This is a genomic window from Microbacterium sp. KKR3/1 (assembly GCF_021272365.1).
Classification (GTDB): Bacteria; Actinomycetota; Actinomycetes; order Actinomycetales; family Microbacteriaceae; genus Microbacterium; species Microbacterium aurugineum.
The window spans coordinates 2,272,779-2,289,059 of the sequence record NZ_JAJSDW010000001.1; the positions used below are offsets into that span (position 1 = coordinate 2,272,779).

Consider the following 16,281-nt stretch of genomic DNA (forward strand, 5'->3'; position numbering starts at 1 on the left):
GCGCATGAGCGCGCCTCGCACCGTACGAAGAGACTTCCCCCGACGGACGACCGCCGCCCTGGCCACGGCAGCGGTCATCACCCTGACGCTGGCAGCCTGCACGGGCGGGGAAGCGACGCCGACGCCCGACGGGAGTCAAGGATTCCCCGATGACGGGTGCACGCACATCGCCATCGCGACGTCGTCGGAGAAGGTCAACATGCTCGACGAGCTCGCGACCGCCTTCAAGGACTCACCGGAGCACGAGGCGCTCGACACATGCGCCACGGTGCGCCCGACGAACGTGTCGTCCGGAAACGCCGCGCGCTACCTCACCTCGGGCGAGGACTGGCCGAGCGACGACCGCGCCCTGTGGCCGACGCTGTGGTCGCCGGCGTCGACCGTCTGGACCGATCGCGTGAGCGCTGCCGCCTCGGCGAACCTCGTCGGCTCGCCGGCATCGTTCACGCGCACGCCGGTCGTGTTCGGGATGCCCGAGCCGATGGCCAAGGCCCTCGGCTGGCCGGACGAGCCGATCAGCATCACCGACCTCGAAGGCCTGTGCCAGGACCCCGACGGGTGGGGGAGCGTCGGAAAAGACATCTGGGGCGCGTTCAAGATCTCGAAGACGAACCCGAACACCTCGACCACCGGACTCTCGACCATCCTGATGCAGTCCTATGAGGCATCGGGCAAGGCGGAGGGGCTCACGTCGTCAGACGTCGACGCCGCCGCCGACTTCTCGCGCGTCTTCGAGGAGTGCGTGATCCACTACGGCGACACCACGGGAAACGTGCTCTCGACCCTGTACGACGAGACACAGAACGGCGCCAACGGCTCCGCATACGTGTCGGCCGTGGCGCTGGAGGAGACGTCCCTGCTCAACTACAACAAGGGCAACCCCGACTCCCACACCGTCCAGCCGGGCGAGACGCTGACCCCGCCGAAGACGAAGCTCGTCGCCGTCTACCCGTCCGGGGGCTCGATGTGGTCCGACAATCCCGTCACCGTGCTCGGTGCCGACTGGGTGACAGCGGAGCAGCGCACCGCGGGTGAGGCCTTCGCCGCCTTCCTGCAGACCACGGCGGCTCAGGAGATCCTCCCCGAGTACGGCTTCCGCCCGCTCGACGAGTCGGTCCCGCTGGGCGACCTGTTCACCGCCAACTTCGGGGTCGACCCGGCACAGCCCCGCGTGACGCTGCCCAAGCCCGAGGTCGACGTGATCTCGACCGCGATCGACCAGTGGACACAGGTGCGAAAGCCCTCGTCGGTGTTGGAGCTCATCGACATCTCGGGCTCGATGGACGAGCCGATCGGCGACGGACGCTCGCGCCTCGACGGTGCGATCCAGGGCGCGCAGACGACCCTCGACCACTTCCGCTCGACCGATGAGGTCGGGGTCTGGGCCTTCACGACGGATGTCGACTCCCCAGAGGGCGAGGGCATCCAGGTGCTGCGCCGTGTCACGCCGCTGGGCGCCGACGGCGAGAAGCTCGACTCCTCGCTCGATGACCTCCGGTACGCGCAGCGCAACGGGACGCCCCTGTACGACGCCGTCCTCACGGCGTACGAGGCCATGAGCGAGCGGGCAGAACCCGGACGCATCAACGCGATCGTCGTCCTGTCCGACGGCGAGGACACCGACTCCTCCACGTCCCTCGACTCGCTGATCGCGAAGATCGGCAAGAGCACGAAGGAGGGGGGCACCGACGCACCGGTGCGCATCTTCCCGATCGCCTACGGCTCCGGTGCCGACACCTCGGCCCTGCAGCGCATCGCCGACGCCACCGGAGGGCAGATGTTCGACGCCTCCGACGCCGAACGCATCGACCTCGTCTTCGCTTCCGTGATCAACAACTTCTGAGGTGGGCATGATCAGCACCACGACATCCGGTTCCGGCTGGATCGATGACGCGATCGCTGGTCTCGGCGCGGGTGACGTGTACGTATCGCCGGATGTCTCCGACAGCTCCGGGCTGACCGAAGCGCTGACGGGAGTCGTGCCCTCCGACGGATCGGTCGCGGTCGTGGTGCTGCCGAAGGACGCCGGCATCGACAGCCCGTACAGCACCTACATCCTCGAGAAGCTCGTCGGTGCGACCGATCAGCCGACCGTGGTGCTCGCCATCGGAGACGACCTCCAGGCCGCCTCGACGGCGATCGAGAGCGAGCAGGCCCTGTTCATCGCGAACACGAACGAGACGGCCGCAGACGGCGACACGCAGACCGCGCTGATCGAGACCGTGCAGCAGATCGTCGATGAGACGCCGTCCTCGCCAGGAGCGGCTACCGGCGGGGGAGGAGCGGACTGGCTGCTCCCCGTGATCATGGGCGGCGCCGTGCTCGTGGCCGCCGCGGGGACGGCGATCGGGGTGCTCGCCCGGCGACGTCGCAAGCCCGAACCCGTGGCGACGGCGGATCCCGTGCCTCCCGGCATCCGACTTCGGGTGAATCGTCTGCGCGAACTCCGCAGCGACTACGCGGATCTGCCGAACTCCCCGACCGCTGCGGAGACGGCACGCGGCATCGATACCCTCGCCTCGCACGTCGAGCAACTCTTCGTCCGCCTCGACGCCAAGGCGGAGGCCGACCAGATCGTGCTCGCGGAAGCCGAGTACTCCGACAAGCTCGCACGCCTCGTCGCGGCGCTGGAACCCGACTACCTGCTCGATCTGCTGACGCGACCCGACCTCTGGGATGCCCCGGACGAGCGCATCGGCGAAGTGCGCGAGGCACTGACGGGGGTGACCACGCAGATCGTCGACAACATCAAGCAGGTCAACGCCCGCACGGGTCTGCGCTTCCAAGTGTCGTTGGATTCCCTCATCGGGCGCTCGGAGTTGCGCGACTGGGAACGGCAGTTCCGGCAGAGCTCGGGGGAGTGAGGGCGAGATGAAGACCATCGGAGTGCTCGGAGGAATGAGCTGGGAGTCGTCGCTCGAGTGGTATCGGCTCGCGAACGAGCGCGTGCACGGACTGCTCGGCGGTCATCACTCGGCGCGCATCCTGCTGGACTCGCTCGACTTCGCCGTGATCGAGGAGATGCAGGCGCGGGATGACTGGGATGCGTCGGGTGCCCTGCTCGCCGATCGCGCACGCGCGCTCGAGGGCGCCGGCGCCGAGGTACTGGTGCTGTGCACGAACACGATGCACCTCGTCGCGGATCGGATCCAGAAGGCGGTGACCATTCCCTTCCTCCACATCGCCGATGTCACCGCCGAGGCGATCGCCGCCTCCGGGATGCAGACGGTCGGGCTGCTCGGTACGGCGTTCACGATGGAGCGTCCGTTCTACGCCGAGCGCCTCGCGACCCACGGCATCCGCACCATCGTGCCGGAGGAGGACGACCGGGCGGCCGTGCACTCCGTCATCTACGACGAGCTCGTCCACGGCGTGATCCGCGAGGAATCGCGCCGACGCTACGTCGAGGTGATCGAGCGTCTGGTGTCGCGGGGAGCCGAGGGCATCATCCTGGGCTGCACCGAGATCGAACTGCTCATCTCGGCCGCGGACGCACCTGTTCCGGTGTTCCCGACGACGGCGCTGCACGTCGACGCCGCGGTCGATCTCGCCCTCGGGAACTCGTCCACGCCGTGAGTGCCCGGCGGAGGCGACGCGGCTCGGCCCCGTCACCCCCGCCGGACGGGAGTTCACTCAGCCCTTCGCACCTTTGCGGGGCTTCAGGAACTCGTCTGGTGCACTCTTCTCGCGCTTGGCCGCACGCTTCTCCTTGAGCGTGAGCTGCGGCGCCTTCTTGCTTCCTCGACCCTGGATGGACTTGCCTGACATGGTTGCTCGCTTCCCCTTCTGTGGCTGGCGTAACCTCTGACCATAGCCCGTTGCCTGTGGAAGTCAAATTACTTTCTGACCGGGTTGTTTTTGCTACACTGGACACCGCTGAGAACGACGTGGACACAGCGCTGCGACGGGGACGACCCCGGGCCGCGGTCACCAGTCGGGGACGACCCCACCTCGAAGGAGTCCAGCGATGTCACGCACAGAGCTCAGACAGTTGATCAGCGGCACGGACGTCGTCCGCATCGTCCTCGGATGGGGTGCCTTCGCGGCTCTCCTCCTGCTGCACCCGGTGTTGGCCGCCCCCGTGGCCGCCCCGGTCCTCGTGATCGCCCTGGGCGCGATCATCGCCGTGATCCTCGTGTGCGCGTTCGGTGTGGTGAAGCAGGCCGAGGCCCTCGCCCATCGACTCGGCGACCCCTACGGCTCGCTCGTCCTGACGCTGTCGATCGTCCTCATCGAAGTCATCCTGATCTCGGCGGTCATGCTCGGCCCGGGAGAGCACGCCACCATCGCGCGCGACTCCGTCATGGCGGTCGCGATGATCATCCTGAACCTCGTGATCGGGCTCGCCCTCCTGCTCGGCGGTCTCCGCCACCGCGGCATGGCGCACAACCGCACCGGCACGTCGGCGTACCTGTCGATGCTCATCGTCCTCATCGCGCTGGCCTTCGGCCTCCCGGCCCTCATCGGCACGGACGGATCGTTCACGACCGCGCAGGAGATCCCGATCATCATCCTCACCGTCCTGCTGTACGCGTTCTTCCTGTACCTGCAGATGGGTGCGCAGGCGAGCGACTTCACCGAGGTCGACCCGCGCCTGCCGCAGAGCCCGCAGCACCCGGAAGAGTCCGAAGCCGGCGGGGGCATCCGACAGGTCGTGGCCGAGCACCGCACCGAGGTCCTCGTCCGCCTCGCGCTGCTGGTGGTCACCGTCATCCCGATCGTGCTGCTGTCGCACGACATGGCGGCACTCCTCGATGACGGTCTGGGTCGCCTGGGCGCCCCGGTCGCCCTCGCCGGAGTGCTCATCGCGGGCATCGTCTTCCTCCCCGAGTCCATCACCGCCGTGCGAGCGGCCCTCGGCGGTGAAGCCCAGCGGGTGAACAACCTCTGCCACGGCGCCCTGGTGTCCACGGTGGGACTCACCATCCCCGCGGTGCTGATCATCGGCATGTTCACCGGCCAGACCGTGGTCCTCGCTGAGTCGCCGGCGAACCTGCTGATGCTCGCCGTCACCCTGCTGCTCTCGGTGACGACCTTCGCTGCCCGGCGCGTGACCGCGATGCACGGTGCCGCACACCTGGTGACGTTCGCCGTCTACCTCGTCGTGCTGTTCAGCTGAGGCGTCGACCACCGATCGAACGGACCTTCCACCTAGACTGGCCGCTGTGAGGGCGACCCAACCACCATCGGCGTCTGCCACGATCGGCGCCGTGACGTGGGGACGCCTCTACTTCGCCGTCCAAGCCGCCGCCGGCGCCGCCTGGTGGGTCGCGGTGTTCGCCCTTCCGGCCGTCCGCACCGCGACACTGGGCACGCTCGACTTCCGGATCGTCGCCGCACTGGACATCCCGTTCTTCGTGATCGCGTCGGCCCTGGTCGCGTGCGGTGTCCGGAAGGCCGTCTGGATCGCGGCACCGTGGACCGTGCTGGTCGCGATCGGAATGGTCGGGTACGCCACGGTGACGGCGACCGCGGGCTGGGGTGCCCTCCTGATGGTGGCGGCCGCGGCGGGATCGACCGCTGCCGCGGTCGTCCTCTTGCTGGGGCGCGTGCCCTCGGAATGGCTGCTCATCGGGCCGTTCCGGTTCCGCCCGGCGGCGGAGGCCAGTGCCAGGACGCTCGTGTCGAAGACCACGCTCCAGACCCTCGTCTTCTCGGCGACGTTCCTCGTGGCTCTACCCGCGATCATCGTGGGCCTGGAGTGGCGCTGGGGACTGCATCTCGCCCTCCCCCCTGCCGTCCGCGTCGGCGGAGCCGTACTGTTCGTCGCGGCGTTCGCGCTCTCGACCTGGTCCTCCACCGCGATGGCTGTGCAGGGAGCGGGCACGCCGTTGCCGTCGTCGACGCCCCGCCGGCTCGTGATCACGGGCCCGTACCGCTTCGTCCGCAATCCGATGGCGATCGGCGGGATCGCGCAGGGCGTGGCCATCGGTCTGATGGTCGGCTCCTGGCTCGTGATCGTCTATGCGCTCAGCGGCTCCCTCGTGTGGAACGCGCTGGTCCGCCCGCTGGAGGAGGCCGACCTCGAGGAACGATTCGGATCGGCGTTCCGCACCTACCGCGACCGGGTCTCCTGTTGGATCCCGCGACGACCGCTCATCGCGTCCGCGGGCTGAGCGGTACCGAAGCGCCGCCGACCGATCAGAAGTCCGCCCGCGAGGAGGAGCAACAGCCCGATCCCGGCGAACAGAGTCGCGGAAGGCCCATCGAGACCCGTCGACGGCAAGCCGCCGCCACCTCCCTGATCCGGATCCGGAGGCAGGACCGGATACACGTTCGTGATCGCGGCGATCTGCGAGAACGGCGGTTCCGCTCCCTCCGTGGCGGGCGTGGTGATCGTCACAGTCTGCCCGTCGTTGATCCGGGAATCCTCTCCGAACGCGCCGACCGCTCCGGTCTCGGAGACCTGACACACCGACCCGAGAGGAAGTCCGTCCAGACGCGTGCGCAGGTCGCTCGCGCTCGAGACGCTGAGGACGCCGTCGTCCGGCAGCACGAGCGGGACCCCGGCGACCGTGCACTCGACCAGGAACTCGAAGACATCCGGCGCGCGGTCGGCGTCACCGGCCACGACCTTCTGCACCGCGAGGTCGCCGTCCAACAGCGTCACCCCGGCCTGCACAGGGGCCACGGAGTACTCGCGCCCGCCCGCATCCGTCCCCACGGCGCCCATCTGGTTCCACGCGAAACCGCCGGCGTCGGGAACGGTGATCGGAGCGAGGTCCGGGTACGCGGTCGACTCCGGGACGTTCTGCGTCTCGTAGTGCAGCGCAAGCACCTGACCCGGCGCGAACGCCCCCTGGGCGGTGCCCGTGAAGTCGATCGTGACCCGGATACCGGTGACCTCCTCCCACGCTCCCGTGTACGAGAGCACCGGCACCCAGGTGGCGGTGGTCTCACAGAGCAGATCGCCGAACCACGCAGAGCTCGAGCCGGTCCCCACGCACGGCGACGCGGACGTCGTGACGTCGAGCGTCAGGGTCGCTCCGCTGGGGAGGACGTTCGCGGCGAGCGACTCCGGAAGGAGCACCGGGTCGAACGTGCTGTTGCGTGCGCCACCCGTCGCGAGCATCCGGTCGCCGATGCGCGGCAGGGGATCCACGATCGACACGGTCTCGAAGCCGACGGTCCCGCTGTTCACGACGGACAGCCGCCAGTCGTCGGTCGCGCCGACCGCCGTGTAGGCAGCGCACGGCGTGCGGGTGTATCCGTCGGGGTCCAGCGGGCAGGCCGCGTCGGGGTTGTTCAGGTTGACCTGACCGTCGACCAGATCACCGTAGATCTCACCCTTGACGTACTTGTACGCGGCGAGGGATCCGCCCGGCGACGGCTGCACGTAGTTGGTCGTGCCGCACTGATCGGGGTCCAGGTCGGGCACCGTGCCCTCGCCGTTCCCGGACGTGTTGGTGCACGCGGTGAGCTCTTCCTCGGTGGTGACGACGAACGTGTTGGTCGTGAAACCGTCGAGAGCGAGTCCCGGAGCGAGCACGAGGTTCACGGTGATCGTGAAGACCTCACCGGGCGACATCCGGTTCCCGCCGTCCGGCCAGGTGAACGTCACGTTCTTCCCGGTGTCGTCGATCAACGCGGACACGTCGGTCGACAGCGTTCCGCCTGCCGAGGTCTGGTAGATCGGAGGCGAGAAGTCCCAATCGAGGTACTCGGGGAGCGTGTCCTCGAGCTGGTCGATCGTGAGGAACCCCGTCCCGGTGTTCGTGAACTGCAGCGTCCACGGGAGGCTCGCGCCGATGGAGACGACGTGACTCGATCCGGGCTGCGACTTGACGACGTCGATCTCGTGCGTACCGGGGTCGATCGCCAGTTCGGCGTCGGCGTCGGCATCTGCGTCGGCGAACAGCCCATCGAGCCTCTCGCTCACGACCGTCGCCGCGTTCGGCAATGCGGACGGAAGAACGAGCGCGGATCCGTCGCGCTGGGTCGCCAGCACGACGACGTCGAAGGCGAGCTGCGCGGTCCAGTCCTCCGGAGGGGCCGTTCGCGAGAAGACCTCGCCGGCGGCGTTGCGGAACACCGCCCGGAGACCGATGATCTGCGCCGGGTCCGTGCCCGCGGGGAGTGCCGCGGTCGCCGCGAACGCCCCTTCCACCCAGGTGGCGCCCACGAGCGCATCGACCCGCACCTGATCGGCGCCGGCGGGCAGCACGGTGCTCAGCGCCGGGTCGGGCGCGAGCTGCACGCCGTTCCAGAAGTCCGCGTCGGCGTCCGTGATGGTCACCTGCTGGGTGGCCGCGGTCGACGCGCCATCCGTCGCCTCCAGCGCCACGGTGACGGGGTCGTCGAGCTCGGTCTCGAGGATCGCATCCGGATCGATGGTCTTCGCCAGGGTCGCGTCGAGCAGACCGCTGATGAGGACCACCGTGTCGTTCGCCGTGTCGCTCGGAGTCGAGGCGTTGCCGGAAGGCGTCAGCACGGGGTCGTAGGACTGGGCGATGACGTCGTTGGCGACGGTGCCGGGCTCGACGAGCTGATCCGCATCCGAGCGCTCGAACTGCCGCACCTTGGTGACGATCTCGATACCCAGATCCTCGCCGGCACGGATGCTGCCGCCCTCGGTCGCCGGATCGATGCCGTGGAAGACGACGCTGACCCCGACCACCGTCGCGAGCGCATCCGTGGCGAGCGCTCCCGCGTCGGTGAGGGAGAGCGTGCGGGTGCTGAGCGTACCGTTCGCCGCGCGGTCCCACAGGGTGACGGTCGAGGCGTCCGGATCGACCTGCTCCGCCGGGTAGGTGAAGGAGAGCGACTGCACGTCGACCCGCTCGTACGGGTTGGTGTCCGGGTCGTAGTCCGCACCGTCGAACGGATCGTCCGCCCAGGCATCCGGTGCGCTCACACACTGGTCCGCTGCACCGGCGACACAGGGGATCGGATCGGTCACCCGCAGGTAGGAGGCGCGCGCCGTGCTGTCGTTCCTCGCCTCGATGTCGAAGGTCACGTTCGGATAGTTCGCGGGATCCACGTCGGCGGACTCGGGAATCGTCACGGTCGCGGGGGTGACCGTCTTGTCCACCGAGACGAGGGGAGGCTGGTCGATGAGGGTGATGTTGTCCTGCTCGATGTCGCTACCGTTCCCCGCCGCCGACGTCCAGTCGCCGCGCAGGCTGTTCCAGATGATCCCGGGGTCGGGGTCGTTGAAGTTCTCGTCGGCGCTGACCCAGCGGTCGGTCGTCACGCTGTCGTCGCGCACGACGTTGCGCAGCTCCCAGGTGAGGAAGGTCGTCCGGTACTGCCCGACGGCGGAGGTCGCGAGACCGGATCCGGGCTCCGGTCTCGTCGGGTCCGTGCTCGCGGCGCGCGCGGCGTCGTCGGGTGCATAGACCAGGCGCACTCCCGTCGTGCCGGCGGACTGCTCGGGGGAGAGCGTGTAGCCGAGGAAGCCGTCCGGCCCCATCCACGATCCGCCAGGAGCGGCGATAGGGGTCCACACGCCGTCGACGAACAGGGAGACCTCGGTGATGTCATCCCAGGCCAGCAGGGGGTCGTCGGCGAGGGTGACGGGGTCGATGCTCAACAGGTCGAAAGCCTGGAACACCGTCGTGGCCACGCCGGGCGGGTCATCGCCGGGGGCCGTCGCCGGATCGGACAGGGTGAGGCTCTCGATGCCCGGAGTGCCGGTGCGCCATTCATTGCGTGTCGAGACGATCGCCCCCGATTGGGCGTCGAGGAAGTCGACGTCGGTGGTCCTGTCGCCGCTCTCGACCCACCGCTTCTGGACGTCGATGCCCTCTCCCTCACCCGTGGCGGGGATCTGCACGCCGATCGTGTCCTGATCGGTGACGACGTCACTTTCGATGCCGTCCGGAAGGCCGTCGACCTCTCCCCGGCTCTGCGCGCTCGCCTCGTTCTCGTAGACGGTCGGCTCCTGCGCCGACTGCTCGTCCTCGGGATCGTCGCGCAGGTCCGTGGGACCGGTGCCGTCGCGGAGATCGGCTCGCGCCTCGAACACGATGTTCGGCACGACGCTGAACCCCTGGGGGAAACCGTCCGGATTGTCGAAGGTGAAGCGGATACCCGTGACGTCGGACGGCACATCGGGCGGGGTGAGCGCGGCGGCGAACTCGGCACGACTCATCTGGAACGTCTCCGCCGTCGCGCCCGTGCTCACGGTCGCGAGCGTGACCCACGAGCCGTCCGGACGCTGATACTCGACCGTGGCGGTGGTGTTGGGCGGAACCTGGGTCGGCGCGATCGCGACGATGTCGAAAGCATTCCAGAAGTCGTCGGACTGACCCTCGCGCCACGTGTCCTCGACCACGATCTGCGTCGGGTCGACCTGGGCGACACCCGTCTGCGTGGTCGCGGTCAGGCCCGCGACGACGCTGTTCCCCGGTTCGACCGCACCGCCGGGAGTGATCTGCTTGTCGAGGATGACGTCGATCTGGGGGTAGTAGACAGTGATGTCGTCGGAGGCGTCGTCCTCCGCCGTTCCGACATCGTTCGAGGCGGTGACGTCGATCGTGTTCGTCCGCTGATTCGTCGGCGTCGCCTCGCTCACGAGCGACAGGGACGGCTCGATCGCCACGTCGACCGTCGCCACTGCGTCGGCGGGGATCTGACCCGTGAACTCGATCTCGAAGCCGGTGACGGTTCCCGCCGGTGGGGCGGGCGTCTCACCGTCCGCGAAGGGAACGGGCGCCTGCGCCGCGCCGTCGATGTACCAGACGATCGTGGCCCCGGTGGCGCCCGTCGGATAGTCGATACCGGAGGGGAAGCCGCCGAAGACCATGTCGGCGTCGAAGAAGTCGAGGTCCGAGATCGTCAGGCTCTGCACCGGGCCGTTCGAGGTGTTCGTCGCGGTGAGTTGGGCCGTAGCCTCTCCGCCTGCCGGGAGCTCAGCCGGGGTGATCGTCTTCCCGGCGACGACGTCCACGGTCAGGGGACCGATCTCGTACGGAGCCGTCGCGTTGTCGCTGGCCGTCGCGTCGCCGGGGGCGTTCACGGTCGAGGTGATGTCGTTCGTGACCGTGTCGCCGGTGGCGAGCGAGCTCGCGTCGTTGCGGTCGGTCTCGCGCTGTTCCACGGTGAAGCCGGTCGAGGCGGCGGCATCGGATGCGATCGTGCCGCCGGCGTAGGTCATCCGGATCCCGCCGACGTCCTCGGGCGCGACCCCTGCGGGCAACTCGGGGTTCGCTCCCGGAGTGCCCGTCTGCCAGCCCCACGTTCCGGTTCCTTCGTCGTAGACATAGACGTCGACCTGGACGGTGGTGGCATCCGGGGGCAGTGTCGTGGACCCGAACCCCTGGAAGTCGACGATGCGGAACGGGTTGTCGGTGCCGAGCGTCGCCGCCCCGTCGACCGCGCTCGTCGGCTCCTGGATCACGAGGGAGTCACCACCGATGTTCGACTGGTTCTGCGCACCCACTGTGATGGTCGATGTCGCGCCGGGATCGAACTGCTGCGACGCGGGGGTCCAGCTCTTGCTGGCTTCGACGCCGATGACGGTCTCGACCGTGACGACGGCGTCCGCACTGTCCTGGATCGTCGCCGGGAGGTCTCCTGGTCCGTTGTCCCAGTCCGCCGTTGCGGTGTTGGTGACGGTGTCGCCGTTGTAGGCCCAGTCGGCCGGAAGATCCAGTGGCGCACGCAGCACGACGCTCAGCTTCAAAGTCCCGCCAGCTTCGAGTCCGATCCCGCCGTCCACCGGCTGCTGGAAGACGACCTGGACCGTGCAGTCGTCGCTGACCTCGACCGGCACGCCGCCTTCTTCGACGCACCCGGCGGTCGTCGCGGTCAACGGGAGCGTGGAGGGCGTGTACGAGGAGCCGACGAACTCGAAGCCCGCGAATTCGGCGGGGAGCGTGTCCGTGAGGACGACGTTGAGGCAATCCACGTCGTCACAGACCAGGTCGACCGTGTACGTGAACTCGTCGCCTGGTTGGAGAGTGTCCTGCGTTTCCAGGTCGTCGACGCGCTTGTCGATCCGCAAGGACGATTCCGCGGCCTGTGCGGCGAGGGGAACGGCGAGCCCGGCCCCGATGAGACCGAAGACCGCGACGAGAGCGAGCAGGAGGCGGCGCAGTCGGTGTTCAGCGGGTCGAGACGTCGTGGACATGGTGCTCGATTCGTGGGGAAGCCCCGCAGGGGCGACGAAGGAGTGCGTGTCGTCTGGAGTTTAGGAGCAGAAATGGTTCTCTACCAGGGGTTGTGGACGCTCTCTCACCCGGCAGGGGTGAGGGCGCCTTGAAGCGCGAGAAACAGTTGCCTCAAGCAACTGAACTGATATCGTGCAATTGTGGCCGTCCACGACGAGAACAGTGAGATCGACGACATCCGCGACGCCCTCGTACGTGTGGTCGCCGAATGGACCAGTGGCGAGCTGCAGGTCAAGGTCGCCGCGACGGTCGACGATTCGCTCGACGCCGCCGAGACCCGCGCCCTGTACCTGGTCGGCATGAACGGCGGAGCGCTGGGCTTCGGCCAACTCGCCGAGCGCGCCGCCCTGTCCAACCCGACCACGTCGAAGCTGATCTCGCGCCTGTCGGCGCACGGTCTGGTGGACCGGGTCCGATCCGGTCGCACGGTCGAGGTGCTGCTGACGGCCGCCGGCGCCGAAACCTATGCGCGACTCGTCGCCGCGGGCCAGCAGATGGTCGGCGGCGCTCTCTCCGGCTGGGAGCCGGAAGAGATCACGCAGTTCCATCTGCACCTGAGCCGCTTCGTCGCCGCTCTGCCCCGGGCGACCCGCGCGGCCGCGTCACCTACCCCGCCCGAGCCCGTCTCACCCCTACAGGAGGAATCATGACCCGCACCTTTGTCGTCACCGGCGCCGCATCCGGCATCGGAGCTGCGACCGCCGAACTGCTCCGCTCGCACGGGCACACCGTGATCGGTGTCGACCTGGCCGGCGTAGAGGTCTCCGGTGATCTGTCTACCCCCGAGGGCCGTGTCGCAGCAGCCGAAGCCGCGATCGATCAGAGCGGAGGCAGCATCGATGCCGTCATCGCGTGCGCGGGAGTCGCGGCACCGATCGCGAAGACCATGGCGATCAACTACTTCGGCGTCACCGAGTTCCTCACCGCACTGCTGCCGAAGCTCAGTCTCGCCGACCAGCCGCGTGCTGCGGTGGTCTCTTCGATGGCATCGCTGCAGCCCGTGTCGGCCGAGCTCGTCGATGCCGCCCTCAGCGGTGATGAGGCACTGGCGCTGGAGATCGGCGGTCAGCTCGCGGCGACTCCGGAGGCCGGATTCCTCAACTACTCGTCGAGCAAGCGTGCCCTGTCCCGCTGGGTTCGCCGTGAATCCGTCTCGGCGGCCTGGGCCGGAGCCGGCATCCCCCTCAACGCCGTCGCACCCGGCACCGTCACGACGCCCATGACCTCAGGCCTGCTCGCGAGCCCCGAGGGCCTCGCCCAGGTCGACGCCGCGGTGCCGATGCCGCTCAACTACCACCAGCCGGCTTCGTCGATCGCCGAGCTCCTGGTGTGGCTGACGAGCCCGGCGAACACACACATGGCCGGCCAGACGATCTACTGCGACGGCGGGGCTGATGCCGTCCTGCGTGGAGACGACATCTGGTCCTGGAACGACACCCCGCGCGGGTGATGTCGCTTGATCGATCCTGGGTCAGCGACACGAGGTGGCTGTGGGTGAAGTGAAGATCGAAGTGGTCGATCCGCAGGACGACGCTCGACTCCTCCGATGGAACGCTCTCCTGCGCGAAGGCTACGCGAGCGGCCGTCGGCACGTGTGGTCCCGCAGTGACGATGCGACGCGACTGCAGTTCCAGAACCCGCATCCGACCCGCCGATCGGTGCTGTTGCTCGCAGGCATCGACGGGGTCGCGGTCGGCGCGGCCGAAGCGCACGTGCACCCTGGCGATCCCGCCTAGGTCGAGATCGCTGTCCGCGATGACCGCCGGCGGCGCGGGGTCGGCCGGGCACTGCTTCGCGCCGTGAGCGAAGCGCTGCGATCCTCGGCCACGGTGATCCGCGCCGAGACGTATTCCGATGACGGAGTCTCTTTCGCCTTGTCCGCTGGACTGAGGGCCGGCAGCCGCGAAAGCCGGCAGATCGTCGGCCTTCCGATATCCGAGGGAACACTTGCCGAACAGGACGAACGTCCTGACGACATCGACATCCGCTCGTGGTCCGGGCCCTGTCCCGATGAGTTGCTCGAAGGGTGGGCGCGACTCCGATCACGCATGTCGGACGAGGTGCCGATGGGCACTCTCACCCGCTCGACGATGCGCCCTGATGTCCAAGCCGTCCGCCGCAACGAGCAACGTATGTCCGAACAGGGATACATCCTGGTGCGGAGTCTGGCGCGTGCGGGCGAGGAAGCCGTCGGGTACACGGAGATCCTGCTCTCCCGCTCTGATCCCGAGATCGTGCATCAGGACGACACCTTCGTCGAAGAGCGGGTTCGCGGTCGCGGCGTCGGACGCGCGTTGAAAGTCGCCAACGCCCGTCTGCTCATGAGCCTTCCGGAAAGCGCCGGATCACGGATCCTGCAGACCTACACCGAGCCGACGAACACACCGATGCTCGCACTCAATCGCTCCTTCGGCTTCGAGGAGGCGGATGTGCTGACCGTGCTCGAGGGCCCGCTCGCCTGAGACCTCGTCGCCCGTTGCAACCTGCTGACGTTCCGCGGGTTGCGGGGATCTGGAGCGCGTACGCCAGACCGCGGTGACCTCTAGCGCCAGAACGAAGCACCGTACCCCGTCAAGGCGACGAGGAAGAGCAATGCCGCCAGTGTGAACAGAACACGGCGAGCAGCTGCGTTCCGGGCCAGAAGCGTCACGACCGGCGACAGAACGACGACGGCCGGCAGGAGGAAACCGAGTGTCGTGACGACCGTGAGCAGCCCGGATCCCGACGAATCGTGGATGGCGCCCACCGCCAGCACGACCGCTGCGCCGATGAGGATCGCTCCCACATCACCGAGCAGAATGACCGCGACGCGACGCGAAAATCGCGTGATCAGCCCACCCAATGCTCGTATGCCTGCTCCGGCAGCGAACGCGGACATAGCCGCAGTCGCTGCCGACGAGTAGGCGGTCAACGGGGCCCCGGCCGCCGCCCAGCTGACGAGGCTGATCACGCCCGCAAAGATGGCGACGGTCGCCCCCGCGGTGAGAACATGCTCCGCATTCGAGAGCTGTGGATGTGGCCGGAGTTCACTCACGCTCATCAAACAGTGCCCTCATTCCCCTCTGCCACCATCAACTTGCTCCGGAGCCAGAGACCAAGACTCGCGCCAAGACTATGCACCCGATGCTTACCGCGACCGCGACGAGAACGAGCACCGTCGTCAGCCGCAATAGGGTCCGACGCGTCCATTCCGCGTTCCGCCACGAGACGCGGCCACCGGCGAAAACCATCACGAGCGGAACCACAGCGGCGATGAACGCTGCCAGGAGCCCTGCCACTTGTGCGTCCGTCTCCACCCCGATTCCTGCGAAACCGAAGTACAACCATGCGACGGGCAACGTCAACACGCCCAGCACACCCGCGCTCACGGTGATAACGGCATGGCTTTTCGACGTGCGAGGCTGCGACGCGCTGAGCAAGGTACCTGCCGCCGCGAGCGCGAACCCGACAATGTATGGCCACGCCGCCAACGGGTTGATCCCGGAAAGCGCGAGAGACGCTGTTCCGCCGAGCACAAGGTGCACGGAGACAAGGATGCACCCGAGGAGCGCCGCGGTGGGGGCGGATTCCGAGACCATGGTCCAGCTTTCGCGGGGGTGTTCAGGTGAGGAGTCCATCATCGGCGTCCTCTCTGTCAACCTCCCCTCGCGCGCGAGGGCATCACGACTGCGCTACTGGAAAGCTCCCGGCATACCGCATGGATCATCGGAAACCTCGCCCGAGGAATAAACATAGGCACCGGGCACCAGGTCACTTACCTGCACAGACGGGAAGCTCTGCTCCACCCGCTCTTGCTCTCCGGCGATCTTTAGAAACACCGAAAGTTCACCCTTGAGCGTGGAAACCTTAACACGCTCCTCATTTGTTCGGTGGAACTCGCCTTCCAGCGTTTCCGCAGTGACCGGCTGCTTCGCAGGTATGGTCGCAGCGGGGGTGCCACCTGAGTCGGCCGAGATCAGACGCCAAGTTTCGCCGTCGGACACCGTTTCATCATGGATTGTCAGATTCACTGCGTATACGTCTAGATCTGCTTCAACACACTGCACGAATGCGAGCGAATCATCAACAACCGTTAATGACACTGGTCCGGATAAGTCTGGCCGCGACGGCACCAGTCCACACGAAGTTAATCCGACCAACAGGACGACGAGACCAACCGGGACAACGA

The 16,281-nt window shown here is 67.8% G+C and carries 14 protein-coding genes; 9 read left to right on the forward strand and 5 right to left on the reverse strand.

Going from position 1 to position 16,281, the window contains the following annotated elements; translation table 11 throughout:
- The first annotated feature begins 4 nt into the window (after nt 1-4).
- Genes LVJ59_RS10820 through LVJ59_RS10830 form a run of 3 tightly spaced genes read left to right on the forward strand, consistent with a single transcriptional unit; the run spans nt 5 to nt 3,576 of the window.
- The gene (locus LVJ59_RS10820; RefSeq protein WP_232763013.1) at nt 5-1,843 is read left to right on the forward strand and encodes a substrate-binding and VWA domain-containing protein; all 1,839 of its coding nucleotides are present in this window, start codon (nt 5-7) and stop codon (nt 1,841-1,843) included.
- A 7-nt stretch (nt 1,844-1,850) separates the two neighbouring features.
- Nucleotides 1,851-2,864, forward strand: coding sequence for a hypothetical protein (locus LVJ59_RS10825; RefSeq protein WP_232763014.1), 1,014 nt, complete (start codon nt 1,851-1,853; stop codon nt 2,862-2,864).
- Between the two features lie 7 nt (nt 2,865-2,871).
- Nucleotides 2,872-3,576 (forward strand): aspartate/glutamate racemase family protein, encoded by a 705-nt coding sequence (locus LVJ59_RS10830; RefSeq protein WP_232763015.1) that lies wholly within the window; start codon nt 2,872-2,874, stop codon nt 3,574-3,576.
- Nucleotides 3,577-3,633: 57 nt separating this feature from the next.
- On the opposite strand, the gene LVJ59_RS17920 is transcribed toward LVJ59_RS10830, so the two are convergent.
- The gene (locus LVJ59_RS17920; RefSeq protein WP_269406747.1) at nt 3,634-3,768 is read right to left on the reverse strand and encodes a hypothetical protein; all 135 of its coding nucleotides are present in this window, start codon (nt 3,766-3,768) and stop codon (nt 3,634-3,636) included.
- A 199-nt stretch (nt 3,769-3,967) separates the two neighbouring features.
- On the opposite strand from LVJ59_RS17920, the gene LVJ59_RS10835 reads away from it, so the two are divergent.
- Nucleotides 3,968-5,119, forward strand: a complete 1,152-nt coding sequence (locus LVJ59_RS10835) for a calcium:proton antiporter (RefSeq protein ID WP_232763016.1) — start codon at nt 3,968-3,970, stop codon at nt 5,117-5,119.
- Between the two features lie 46 nt (nt 5,120-5,165).
- Nucleotides 5,166-6,116, forward strand: a complete 951-nt coding sequence (locus LVJ59_RS10840) for an isoprenylcysteine carboxylmethyltransferase family protein (RefSeq protein WP_232763017.1) — start codon at nt 5,166-5,168, stop codon at nt 6,114-6,116.
- Here LVJ59_RS10840 and LVJ59_RS10845 read toward each other — a convergent pair.
- Nucleotides 6,056-12,073, reverse strand: a complete 6,018-nt coding sequence (locus LVJ59_RS10845) for a DUF5979 domain-containing protein (protein WP_232763018.1) — start codon at nt 12,071-12,073, stop codon at nt 6,056-6,058. The two genes, LVJ59_RS10840 and LVJ59_RS10845, sit on opposite strands and share 61 nt — an antisense overlap.
- A gap of 180 nt (nt 12,074-12,253) precedes the next feature.
- On the opposite strand from LVJ59_RS10845, the gene LVJ59_RS10850 reads away from it, so the two are divergent.
- The 4 genes from LVJ59_RS10850 (at nt 12,254) to LVJ59_RS10865 (ending at nt 14,575) form a co-directional block, all read left to right on the forward strand.
- Nucleotides 12,254-12,763, forward strand: coding sequence for a MarR family winged helix-turn-helix transcriptional regulator (locus LVJ59_RS10850; protein ID WP_232763019.1), 510 nt, complete (start codon nt 12,254-12,256; stop codon nt 12,761-12,763).
- Nucleotides 12,760-13,563, forward strand: coding sequence for an SDR family oxidoreductase (locus LVJ59_RS10855; RefSeq protein ID WP_232763020.1), 804 nt, complete (start codon nt 12,760-12,762; stop codon nt 13,561-13,563). Before LVJ59_RS10850 ends, LVJ59_RS10855 begins: the two co-directional genes overlap by 4 nt.
- Before the next feature lie 40 nt (nt 13,564-13,603).
- The gene (locus tag LVJ59_RS10860) at nt 13,604-13,849 is read left to right on the forward strand and encodes a hypothetical protein (RefSeq protein ID WP_232763021.1); all 246 of its coding nucleotides are present in this window, start codon (nt 13,604-13,606) and stop codon (nt 13,847-13,849) included.
- A gap of 396 nt (nt 13,850-14,245) precedes the next feature.
- Nucleotides 14,246-14,575: a GNAT family N-acetyltransferase gene (locus LVJ59_RS10865; protein ID WP_232763022.1), complete on the forward strand. Its 330-nt coding sequence runs from the start codon at nt 14,246-14,248 to the stop codon at nt 14,573-14,575.
- Nucleotides 14,576-14,655: 80 nt separating this feature from the next.
- Here the strand turns inward: LVJ59_RS10865 and LVJ59_RS10870 are convergent, their stop codons facing one another.
- The 3 genes from LVJ59_RS10870 to LVJ59_RS10880 form a co-directional block, all read right to left on the reverse strand.
- Nucleotides 14,656-15,153 (reverse strand): hypothetical protein, encoded by a 498-nt coding sequence (locus tag LVJ59_RS10870; RefSeq protein ID WP_232763023.1) that lies wholly within the window; start codon nt 15,151-15,153, stop codon nt 14,656-14,658.
- A gap of 31 nt (nt 15,154-15,184) precedes the next feature.
- Nucleotides 15,185-15,691 carry a hypothetical protein gene (locus tag LVJ59_RS10875; protein WP_232763024.1) on the reverse strand — a complete coding sequence of 169 codons (507 nt, stop codon included), beginning with the start codon at nt 15,689-15,691 and terminating at the stop codon, nt 15,185-15,187.
- 93 nt (nt 15,692-15,784) lie between these two features.
- On the reverse strand, nt 15,785-16,123 hold the full coding sequence (locus LVJ59_RS10880) for a hypothetical protein (RefSeq protein WP_232763025.1): 339 nt from the start codon (nt 16,121-16,123) through the stop codon (nt 15,785-15,787).
- Nucleotides 16,124-16,281: the final 158 nt, after the last annotated feature.

Coding starts and splice junctions, on each gene's coding strand:
- LVJ59_RS10820 (WP_232763013.1), top strand. CDS start 5: ATGAGCGCGCCTCGCACCGTACGAAGAGACTTCCCCCGACGGACGACC.
- LVJ59_RS10825 (WP_232763014.1), top strand. CDS start 1,851: ATGATCAGCACCACGACATCCGGTTCCGGCTGGATCGATGACGCGATC.
- LVJ59_RS10830 (WP_232763015.1), top strand. CDS start 2,872: ATGAAGACCATCGGAGTGCTCGGAGGAATGAGCTGGGAGTCGTCGCTC.
- LVJ59_RS17920 (WP_269406747.1), bottom strand. CDS start 3,768: ATGTCAGGCAAGTCCATCCAGGGTCGAGGAAGCAAGAAGGCGCCGCAG.
- LVJ59_RS10835 (WP_232763016.1), top strand. CDS start 3,968: ATGTCACGCACAGAGCTCAGACAGTTGATCAGCGGCACGGACGTCGTC.
- LVJ59_RS10845 (WP_232763018.1), bottom strand. CDS start 12,073: ATGTCCACGACGTCTCGACCCGCTGAACACCGACTGCGCCGCCTCCTG.
- LVJ59_RS10855 (WP_232763020.1), top strand. CDS start 12,760: ATGACCCGCACCTTTGTCGTCACCGGCGCCGCATCCGGCATCGGAGCT.
- LVJ59_RS10865 (WP_232763022.1), top strand. CDS start 14,246: ATGTCCGAACAGGGATACATCCTGGTGCGGAGTCTGGCGCGTGCGGGC.
- LVJ59_RS10870 (WP_232763023.1), bottom strand. CDS start 15,153: ATGAGCGTGAGTGAACTCCGGCCACATCCACAGCTCTCGAATGCGGAG.
- LVJ59_RS10875 (WP_232763024.1), bottom strand. CDS start 15,691: ATGGTCTCGGAATCCGCCCCCACCGCGGCGCTCCTCGGGTGCATCCTT.